General features: G+C 54.5%; 5 protein-coding genes. 2 read left to right on the forward strand and 3 right to left on the reverse strand.

The window, feature by feature from the left end; all coding sequences use genetic code 11:
* Positions 1–441: 441 nt before the first annotated feature.
* Positions 442–1,542, reverse strand: coding sequence for a GAF domain-containing protein (locus tag JE47_RS0117685; protein WP_031461028.1), 1,101 nt, complete (start codon positions 1,540–1,542; stop codon positions 442–444).
* Positions 1,543–1,645: 103 nt separating this feature from the next.
* Positions 1,646–4,126 carry an ATP-dependent Clp protease ATP-binding subunit gene (locus JE47_RS0117690; RefSeq protein ID WP_031461029.1) on the reverse strand — a complete coding sequence of 827 codons (2,481 nt, stop codon included), beginning with the start codon at positions 4,124–4,126 and terminating at the stop codon, positions 1,646–1,648.
* Positions 4,127–4,396: 270 nt separating this feature from the next.
* Here JE47_RS0117690 and JE47_RS0117695 point away from each other — a divergent pair, with 270 nt between their 5' ends.
* Entirely contained in the window at positions 4,397–6,328 is a 1,932-nt protein-coding gene (locus JE47_RS0117695) for a hypothetical protein (protein ID WP_031461030.1), read from the forward strand.
* 150 nt (positions 6,329–6,478) lie between these two features.
* Here JE47_RS0117695 and JE47_RS0117700 read toward each other — a convergent pair whose 3' ends face one another.
* The gene (locus tag JE47_RS0117700; protein ID WP_031461031.1) at positions 6,479–8,182 is read right to left on the reverse strand and encodes a lipase family alpha/beta hydrolase; all 1,704 of its coding nucleotides are present in this window, start codon (positions 8,180–8,182) and stop codon (positions 6,479–6,481) included.
* A 473-nt stretch (positions 8,183–8,655) separates the two neighbouring features.
* On the opposite strand from JE47_RS0117700, the gene JE47_RS0117710 reads away from it, so the two are divergent.
* Entirely contained in the window at positions 8,656–10,797 is a 2,142-nt protein-coding gene (locus JE47_RS0117710) for a hypothetical protein (RefSeq protein WP_031461033.1), read from the forward strand.
* The last annotated feature ends 282 nt before the right edge of the window (positions 10,798–11,079 follow it).

The raw sequence follows: 11,079 nt of genomic DNA on the forward strand, positions 1-11,079 counted from the left end.
AGGCGGAGGAACAGGCTCAGCGGGAAGCAGCAGCGCGGGTCGAGCTTGAAGTCCGTCTGCGTGAGTTAGAGGCCGAGTTGCGACGGTTGCAGGGGTTGGCGTAGGTACGTACCACAATCAGACATTGTGGCGATAAAGAGAGGGAACTTGACAAGGAGCCGAATAGCTAGAGATGCAGGAGATGCAGTACTGGCAAGAAAATATTCAAACTCATTCTCGATATTGTTTTCGAGAGACGAAAGAGATTAGGCAATACACGGTATGTAGCTCTGCCTGCTTCCTCTATTGCTTACCCCGATATTACAACGAGTCACGGGGGGCCTGTTATGACTTTCAGCGATGAGCTGTCTGACGTATGTATCGTAACGATAACGAGGTAAGACGGTCGTTCCACACTCAGGTGTGCTACATCTATTTTCTGGCGTAGCGATACATGGTATCTCAGGTTTCATCTGCTTGTTCGTAGTCGTTAGGGAGAACCGAGACATTGAGCGACAGTGTGCGAAGTGCGACTTGCATATCCTGAAGCTGTGCTTCAATCTGATCCAGAGCTTTGAGATCGCCAGCACGAGCCGCCGTGAGAGCGGCATTGATATGATCTTGAATCGCATTCAAGTGTTTGACACTACGTTTACGACGCACTTCGAGATCGGCAGCATAGATGGCAAGCGAAATATGGCAGGCAACCAGTTCAAGCAGATTGAGATGCGAGCTGTCGAAACGACGGCTACGGGTTGTAGTAACGGTGATAGCACCAAGTAAGCGCGATCCCCAGCGTAGCGGCGCAGCCATTGCACACCGCGTCGGTGCATCGATCTCGTGTGTACGTAATGATAGCCAGCGTCGATCAGCTTCAGTTTCATCGATGATCAGCGGTTGCCCTTCGCGCAATACCAGACCGGCAAACCCCTGATCGCGCACTTCGCGGGCACGCTCAGGGGTCGCTATGTGACCATTACTGAGGATCAGCAGCGGTGTTTCCTCGTTATCAAGCGGGATCAACAACAGTGATGCCCGTTCACCACCAACCATCGCAGGTACCTGCGTGGCGAGCTGTAGACCGAGATGGAGTGGATCGGCAGTAGCACTGATGACCAGACGACCAAAATGCAACAGTTGGTCGAGAGTATCAGCGTGCGCACGAGCCTGGTTGAGATACTGATCGAGCTGTCCTTGTAGCGATGATTGTTCAAGAACAGCACCGACAATTTGCCCAAGCGCGGTGAGCAGTTCGCGATCATCGCTATCAAACGGTGGGTTAGCGCGCGTCACTTCGATGCGACCGACAACACGGCGCCCGATAGTGATTGGGCCAACCAGCATGGTCGGCGAGTGCGAACGCAAGCTGCCGGTACCAGCAGGCACAACAATATCGACCTTATCGGCCAACAGCCATTCGCCACACAGATCGCGAAGCATTGGCAAAGGATCGGATTGGCGAGCAGTTGTGAAAAAAGCGCCTACCGTCATTAATGCGTTGCGCAGACGAGCGGCCCGGCGCTGAGCAGTAACGAGTTGAGTTGCAATATCAGATGTTGTCACGGCCACTCCTGATCTGAGAACAAACACCTGCTGCGTATCAATTACGATCATACCACGATGCCGGATAAATAAAGATGACAAACCCGGCATCGTAGATTACAGTTCACGCATCAAGTGGTTCAGCAGGGCGGGGTTCCTCGATGGTGAGGACACCACCGCGATGGAAGACAAGCTGGCCGTTCTCGACATCCACCTCAATCAGATCGCCTGGTCGGAAGTTCCCTTTCAGCAACTCACGCGAGATAGGGGTTTCGAGCAATCGCTGAATTGTGCGGCGGAGTGGTCGCGCACCAAAGACCGGGTTGTATCCTTCCTGAACCAGGTACTCTTTGGCAGCCTGGGTCAGGGTAAGGCCGATCTGTTGTTCGCGCAAACGCTCGACCAGTTCGGCAACCTGCAACTCAACGATCTTGGTCAGATCATCCATTGAGAGCGGATGGAAGAGAATAATCTCATCGATTCGGTTGAGAAATTCGGGCCGGAATGTCTGTCTAAGCGCCTCATCAACCTTCTTCCGCGCCTCGCGCATATCGAAGACTTTTGCGCCTCGGCTACCGACACTGAAGCCGATCCCGCCACCCTGCAAATGCTCAGTACCAGCGTTGCTGGTCATGATAATGATTGTATTGCGGAAATCGACCGTTCGCCCCTGACCGTCGGTCAGCCGACCATCTTCGAGCACCTGTAACAGTGCATTAAACACATCACGATGAGCTTTTTCGATCTCATCGAAGAGTACCACCTGATAGGGACGGCGACGGATGCTCTCGGTCAACTGACCACCTTCGTCATAACCGACATAACCAGGTGGGGCACCGATCAAGCGACTCACAGTGTGACGCTCTTGGTATTCGCTCATGTCGATGCGGGTCATTGCCTCTTCGCTATCGAACATAAATTCGGCGAGGGCTCGCGCTAACTCGGTCTTACCGACACCGGTAGGACCAACGAAGAGGAATGAACCAATGGGACGACGCGGGTCGCGCAGACCTGAACGTGCCCGACGGATCGCATCGCTGAGCGCAACAATAGCCTCATGTTGCCCGATAACCCGTTCGTGCAGCCGTTCCTCCATGTGGATCAGCTTCTCACGTTCGGTCTCGAGCATTCGACTTACCGGCACGCCCGTCCAACTCGAAACGATTTGGGCCACGTCCTCTTCATCAACAACCTCATCAAGATTGTTACGCGCCAGCCATTCACTACGTTCTGCTTCAAACTGGCTTTGCAGGGCGAGATAGCGAGCACGTAAGAGAGCGGCTCGCTCGTAGTCACGGCGAGCGCCAGCCTCTTCCTCTTCAGCCTGTAAGCGCTTCAGCTCTTCTTCCTTTGCTCTTAGTTCGGGCGGCATCGAGAAGATGTCGATGCGGAGCTTGGCGCTGGCTTCATCGATCAAATCGATAGCCTTATCGGGCAAGAAGCGATCATTAATATAACGATTCGATAGCTGCACCGCCGCTTTCAGCGCTTCATCGCTGATGGTCAACTGGTGATGCTCTTCATACCGCTTACGCAAACCGCGTAACATTTCGATGGTTGTCTCTGGATCCGGTTCTTCCACGAAGACCGGTGAGAAGCGCCGTTCAAGCGCAGCATCCTTCTCAACGTGTTTGCGGTACTCGTCGATAGTAGTAGCACCGATCACCTGAATTTCACCACGCGAGAGAGCCGGTTTTAGCATATTCGAGGCATCAATGCTGCCAGTGGCTGCACCAGCTCCGACGACGGTGTGCAGCTCATCGATGAAGAGAATGATGCGCCCCTTCGCATTGCGCACCTCGTCCATGACAGCCTTGAGACGTTCCTCGAACTCGCCGCGGAACTTAGAACCGGCCACCATTCCGGCCAGATCGAGCGCCAGTAGCTTACGGTCGCGTAGCGTTGGAGGCACATCACCACGTGCGATACGTTGTGCCAGGCCCTCAACAATCGCCGTCTTGCCAACACCGGTCTCACCGACCAGTACCGGATTATTCTTGGTACGACGCGACAAAATGCGGATGACCCGTGCGATCTCAGCTTCCCGGCCAATAACCGGATCGAGCTTGTCTTCACGAGCCAGCTCGGTCAAATCGACGCTATATTTCGTCAGTATCTCGTAGCGGTTCTCTGCTGACGGATCATCGCTGCGCTGATTACCACGAATATCCATCAACACCTGGTAAATCCGCTCCTGATCAATCTGATAACTCTGCAAAATCCTTGCCGATGGGCCATCGCGTTCGTTGGTTAGCGCAATCAGCAGATGGTCAAGGCCAACATACTGATCACCCAAGCGATTGGCCTCTTCCTCGGCTCGCTTTACCAACCGTTGGGTACGCGGTGTAATGTACACCTGCGTGCCCGTTCCATAAGGGCTAAGAATTTTAGGCAACTTTTCTAGCTCACGCTCGACACGACGGGCAACCTCTTGTGGATCGACGTTGAGTCGTGTCAAAGCTCGAACCGCCAGACCGTCGCGCTGACGGAGCATCGCCAGAAAAAGATGCTCGACATCGAGCTGCGAATGCTGATGCTCCTGCATAATCTCTTGCGCAATATGGAAGGCGTTTTGCGCTTTTTCGGTAAATCGCTCCAGTCTCATTGCAGTCCCTCTATGTTGTCCGCCGGATGGCGGGTGTGCAGATCACAACATTGATCTGCTTTGGTAGTATAGCACAGGAACAATGTCAAAACAGGGGAAGAGTGTATGATTTGTGTAAGAGGCACCAGGCCTGAACGGGTGGACATTGTCGCAGAGGCCACGCTCGTCTCTACGCCTTGGGTTGCATTTCAGGTATGCGTGGATGGTCTCCGCACGACTCATTGATATTCACTTTGGCGCTTATCGGGAACTACCACTATGGGAGCAATTATGAGACAGCGGCTTCGACACTTATCGCACGATGTTTGGTTCATCATTGGCGTGATGCTAGTGGGGATGGTTTGTGCTGGTCTGGCAGGCCTGATTTCTCCGGCAGGATTGATCGATATTGGGACAACGTATGCCCAACCGTACATCGAGGGTTTTCACGGGCTAGAACGGAATCAACGATTCTCATACTCGTTTACCAAGGATGAGGCTCGTGTCTCCTTCCCCGGTATTGGATCGAGTTGGACAACATTGATTATTCGTGCCAGCGGATACCGACCAGAAGGTGTGTCATCGGCTGAGTTGGTGATCGACACACAAGAGATTGAACCGATCAAGGTAAGCCTACGCAGTGATATTGCTCGTTACTACATTCTCTTGCCGCCCGGTGATGATGATCTGACCATCTATCTTACCAGTTCAACGTTTACCACTCCTAATGATCCCCGGCAATTAGGCGTGGTTATCGATTGGATCGCGGCGTATCAGTTGGAGTACGGCTGGCCATTCTGGCAAGCCATTCATCTGGCGCTGATTGGTGGTTTGGGATACTGGCTCTTACGACGCCTGGCTGTCGAGCGCGCACTGGCAAGTGTGATCGTGGTAACCGTCCTGATCACTCTGGGGGGGTTATTGGCCGCTTTCCGTATCTGGTGGGCTATCTTTACGCCAATGCTGTGGGGATTGTTGTTGGGATTCCACGTCTGTTTAGGTCCATTGCGGAGTTTCACCCGTTTTGCATTTGCCCGTGGTGGCGAAACATTGCCGCAGTGGCATGAAATGTGGCTCTGGCGCATTGTATTGCTGGCAGCGTTGATCAAGATTGGTGGTGTCATCTATCCCCAGACCATTGTCTACGATGAACGCTGGCATGTACCGCGCACGCAGTTAGTTCTTGACGGACGCTTCATGGAGCTTGTTGTACCGAGTAGAGTCACCTTGCTTGGCGAGACGGTCGGCTTCGAGGGTGGACATTTTCCCTACTCGCCGCTCTGGTACCTCATTACGGCCCCATTTGGCTTGATTGGCATCGATCTGGGTCTGGCGTCGAATGTGTTAAATACAGCACTCGACGTTTCACGCAGTCTGTTCATTGCGTACATCGCCCTCCGTCTGTTCGGACGACCGGGACTGGCGGTAGCAGCAGCCGGTTGCTATCATCTCTTGCTGATACCATATTTTCTGATTTCGTGGGGAAACTGGCCCACCCAACTGGGACTCTGGGGCACGCTGGTGCTGATTGCAGTTGTTCTAGCCTACGACGATCAGCCTGGTGAGCGACGAGCATTGTGGGGCGTTGCAGCCGCCGCAGCGCTGGCAATGCTTACATATACGGTAGTGGGAATCATGGCGTTTACAATGATGGGTATCTACGCTCTGTTTGAGCTGATCCGGCGTGAGACGAAAGCAATACAACGGGGTAAGCTGTTGCTGTTGGGTCTGGCTATCGCCGAGGGGATAGCATTTGTTACCTATCACGTGTGGTATGTACCGGTGATCGTCACCGAGACATTGCCGGCTATCAGCTCCGCCCTCAGTCAACGAGTGGTGCGCGCCGAAGCATCGCCGCTGCCCACACCGGCTATTGATGGGGCGTATATGCTTAACCATCTGACCTGGCCGGGTATTGTGCTGATTGTCGGTGGAGCAATTCTGGCATGGTCGGCTGCGCGCCGTGCGCATGGATTGCTCTTCGGCTGGTGGGCAGTGCTCGTGCTCTACTCGCTCGTGAGCTGGAACATTGCCGATATGATCCTCAAGCAGGTCTTCTTTATGCTGCCGCTAGCAGCGCTGTGTATGGCGCTGGCATTAGAGTGGCTTTGGAAGCAGTGGTGGATCGGTCGTACAGCAGTAGTTCTGACGCTGGTGTATCTCGCACTGCGGGTTGCCGACCGGTGGTACGAGTATATTATGGTGAAACGTCATATCGGATGATCCTCACCTTCCCCCAGCTTTTGTCCGCTCTCACACGGCGAAAGGGAGGGAAGGTGCCATTCTCTCACCTTCCCCCTCCTTCTTTTCCTGCACGGGGAACGCAAACCATTAACAGGTTTGAAACCCATCCTTTGGCGGAAGAGGAAATAATCACGCGCCGGCAATTGCATCACGCACCTGCATGAGCATCGTGATGACGGCCATCGCTCGTTCGTATTCATCGCCGACCAACGTTTGACACAGATCGATGAGTTGATCAATTGCCTGGCGACGTGCAAGCGGTGGCAATGCCATCAGAGACTCAATGGCCATCGAATCACCGCTTAATACGTTGCGTAACCGATCATCATCAATCGGTGCTGCTCCTAATACGCCACCACGCTCGCTCAGCGCAGCACCGAGTTGCGCCATTGCAGCACGCATAGTACTCTGAACATCAAATCTGAGCTGAGGCGCATCGACAGTAGTCGGCAACGTACAGGTGTAAAACAGATCGGCATCGCGTGCGATTTCACCCTCGATGGTCGTGATCGTTGGCGCGGTTGCCCCCGCTGCCCCCTCACCCCCCAGAATTGGTGGTTCACCGGCGCCAATCAGCATTGCCCCAACCGCAAAATGGCCCGAATCGGTGCCGTGCAAAACTAGTCGGTAATCACCGGCAGTCGGATGGTCAATGACAACGAGATTCAGTGCCTTTCCCGCATGACCATAATTTCGTCCCCGAATCCGTCGTCGGCGTCGTGCGGCTCGTGTCACGCTAGCCCCTAATACTCCAGCTGGGGGCAGCGGTGGCCCGGACGGAACTTCAACCTCTACCGTAATCGGTGATGCTGTCATGATTACCAGGCGGGGTGTGGGCGATGGCGGTGCGGCTGCTGGGACGGCGCCCAACACCGGAGGAGCTACGCCAACCTCGCTGAACACAAGCGCCAACGCCTGCGGACTATCGGGCAATGCGCCGTGACTCACCGGAATTGATGGGAGATTGTTCGCCTGCGGCACAATCGCCATCCGCTGGAGGACGGTTCCGTCACCCTGGCTATCATACTGGCGCGTGAGCGGTACACCATCCGCATAACGGAGGGGATGATCGGTTGGCGGTGGCCCAACGAGGATCGTGCTCAACGTATTAAAACCAACGCCGGTAATCGTTGTCACCGGTACTCGTTTGGTCAATGTTGCAACTGATGCCGGTTGATTAACCATCTCACCCCACAGATTCCGGCTTACCATACTGGTTACCGGTTTCAACTGCGGAGGATTTCCGGCTAACAGGTAGTCATCAATCGGTAGCAGATCACGTACCCCTGGGACCTGAGTGTGGATTGTCTTAACAGGATCAAGCTCAGTTTGCAGTGGGTGAGCATGACGCAAATACCACAGGTAGACGGCGAAGATGGTGCGCAGCGTCTCGTCTGCATGCGGTTCGGCGCCGGCCCAGGCAGTGTAGGCTTCCGCTGAACCACGATGGGGCGTGCCAAGCGTTATCAGTCTGTCAACATCGTTGCGATATGCGGACGACTGAATATAACTGCGTGCAACCAGGCCACCCATGCTGTGACCAATCAGGATCACCTTATCAGCTCCGGCAGCCTTCTTTGCGCGGTCGATCCAGGGAACAAGGTAGTTACGGGCACTTTCCTCGACCGGCTTCCGCCAGTCGTAAAAGGCGACAAAGAGATCGCGATTGCGACGATAGCCGGCTTGAGTGAACGTTTGCAGCAACGTTTTGCCGTAATCGACAAATGGCGGAAAATTCCACCCATTCAATGTTGGACCGCGCCAATCGAGCAAGACAGGGAGATTGAACGAACCGGTGAATCCGGGAATGAAGATCACGGGTAGGCGAGACATAGGCGCTCCTTGCTGATGCTACGATGCGCGGGTAGTATTGGATAATGGTAGCGCAATTTAAAGGTCGGGTATGCAGGCAGTATACTTCAGCGCAAAGCTCTCTGCAAGCGGGCAGTGTATATTGACAGAACTTTTCTTTCCTAATTGTTCAATGATAATGAATGGGTAGTGGTATTGAGCCTTCAACCCGTCTGTACCGTGCGCGGATGGATACAGCGTGCCGGGTTGTCGTTGTTTTCTGTACGATGCCCAACAGATCGGCGATCTTCGGTATACTGATGCAAAATGGTTTCCAGTCACGCACCGCTCGATGCGGCCTGGAAGTGTATGTGGATAACGTTTATCGGCGAACGCGACCGAACATCGGCAACGTTGAACATCTTTATTGGGTATGAGAGGCTTGCCATGCAAGTGCGCTGATCCTTGCGCTCGTTCGGCGATCACTTCGGTTTTTTCTACTATCATAGCGCTCTATGAAACGGATAACGCACTGGTTTATCGTTGTTATCCTTCTGGTTAGTTGTCATTCACCTGCGCAGCAAACCGCTGATCAGGTATATGAACCATTCCGTAGTGCCTGGCAAGCCGCCGGTGGAATGCAGATTGGGCCACCGTTAAGCGAACCACGTTGGATCGATGACGCACTGGCACAATACTTTGCAACGGTGAAGATTGTTGCTCTGGCAAACGGAAGTGCCGTTGCTGAACGCTTACCAGAACACTGGCGCGACCAGACTCCAGCAGCGGTGATTACATTGCCGCCAGCGACTCAACGAGCATCACTCACCCTTGCCAGACCGATGAACGTTGTCCAGCCGCTGCAATCTCTCCCGATTGTGGTGCAGATTCCTGCATATCGTGGTTCGGTTGAAGTACAGCTCTATGATGCCCGTGGACGGTTGACTGCCCAAGGTACAACAGTTGTCACCGATGGAACGGGGGAGATTGTTCTACCAGCAGGCGGCGCATTGGGGCCACAATGGGCAGTAGCACTGATCGATGGTCGGCTAGCGGGTGCTCGTAGTCAGATCGTGATCCTCGATGCCCAGACCAGCCTGATCAGTGGGCAGAGTGATATCGACTCACTCTACCCTCGTATCAAAGGACTCATGGCAGAGGCACGGGTAAGCTACGAACTGAATGGACGGCTGATTAGCGGCTACCGTTCACCCGATAATCCCCTGCTTTGGCTGCGCGATCATGTGTATCAGGGGCGCGGCTTTCGCTATTTCGAGCATGATGTAACCAGTTTACTCGATGCGTTCCGTGATGCCCAACAACCGGACGGAAGTTTACCCGACGTAATCGATTACCCTGAGCGCTATGTGAAAGCATTTCGGAAAGAGGTCGAATCTGACGTCGAATTCCTCTACATTCAGGGGGTCTACGAGGCCTGGCAGATGACCGGTGACGACAAATGGTTACAGAGCCATCTACCAGCACTGCGGCGGGCGGCTACCTACATCACGACTGATCCATTGCGCTGGAATGCCGACCGGGGATTAGTACGACGACCGTATACCATCGATATGTGGGATTTTGCCTATGGCCCGACCACCATCAGCCCTGACGGTAAACCGGCGCCACGCCACTGGATCGAACCTGATACCGTCTGGGGAACCTTTCACGGTGACAACACCGGGCTTGCTTACGCCCTTTTTCTTCTGGCACGAATTGAGAATCGGGTTGGCGATCCAAAGCGAGCGCAGCAGTATTACGAACTCTCTGATGCTATCATGCAGCGCTTAAACGAGTTGGCGTGGAATGGCCGCTTTTTTACCCATTTTATTCCTGAAGACCCTACGTTCACTCCAACCGGTGTTGATCCGTCTACCCAGCTCAGCCTCTCGAATGCGTATGCGCTTAACCGTCGTGTACTTTCTGTAGGGCAGGCACAGGCCATTATTGAAACCTACTACGCCCGTCGCGATTTCAACCGCGCCTTTGCCGAGTGGTACAGCATTGACCCGCCTTTTCCAGCAGGGAGCTTTGGGATGGCAGGCGGCAAAGGTGAACAGCCCGGCGAGTATGTCAATGGTGGGATCATGCCGCTGGTTGGTGGTGAACTGGCTCGTGGCGCCTTCACATTTGGCTTCGAGCCGTATGGACTCGACATTTTACGCCGCTATGCCAATCTCCTGCGTCTGACCAACGCTTCCTACCTCTGGTACTATCCTGACGGTCGGCCTGGCATCTCGGGGCCTGATACTATTCCTACCGATGGCTGGGGAGCCAGTGCGATGTTGGGCGCACTCTTCGAGGGTCTGGCCGGAATCGTTGATGACTCCAGTCGTTACGAGGATACTATCGTCAGTCCACGCTGGCCGGTAGAACCTTCTATTACCAGGGCTGAGGTGGTAGTACACTACCCGGCATCCGATGGCTACCTCGCGTACCGCTGGCAACGTAACGAACGGGGAATACAACTATACATAACCGGTAGTGGCCAAACGGCCTCTGTACGTCTGCTCTTGCCAGAAGCTGTCGGTGAAGAGGTGACAATGACGGTAGATGGCGTGGTCGTCACCCCAACGATTGAGCGGATTGGTATCAGCCGCTATGCCAGTATTGCACTTGAGCGATTAAATGCGACAATTACTGTCACATGGCCATAACGATGAGGTAATGCAGGCGTGTCTGTGACGTGTTGCATCCCCCCTGGCCCTCACCATCCCCCCTAGCCCCCCTTCCTCTCCCACGCTGTGGGAGAGGAAGGGGGAGATGATACTTGACGCTCTCGCTGCGTTCGTGTCGCTTACAATTCCCACGCCGGGGGAGAGGAAGGGGGGGATCGTCGCAGGGCGCTTCTGCGCTCCTCCCCTCTCCCGCAGCGCGGGAGAGGGGCCGGGGGTGAGGGCAGGCCCCCTCCCCTACCCCCCACGCCCCCTTCCGCTCTC

Origin of the sequence: Chloroflexus sp. MS-G, assembly GCF_000735195.1 — a bacterium.
Taxonomy (GTDB): domain Bacteria; phylum Chloroflexota; class Chloroflexia; order Chloroflexales; family Chloroflexaceae; genus Chloroflexus.

Bases quoted from the DNA above. Each gene is read 5' to 3' on its own strand.
- JE47_RS0117690 (WP_031461029.1), bottom strand. From the start codon at position 4,126: ATGAGACTGGAGCGATTTACCGAAAAAGCGCAAAACGCCTTCCATATT.
- JE47_RS0117695 (WP_031461030.1), top strand. From the start codon at position 4,397: ATGAGACAGCGGCTTCGACACTTATCGCACGATGTTTGGTTCATCATT.
- JE47_RS0117700 (WP_031461031.1), bottom strand. From the start codon at position 8,182: ATGTCTCGCCTACCCGTGATCTTCATTCCCGGATTCACCGGTTCGTTC.
- JE47_RS0117710 (WP_031461033.1), top strand. From the start codon at position 8,656: ATGAAACGGATAACGCACTGGTTTATCGTTGTTATCCTTCTGGTTAGT.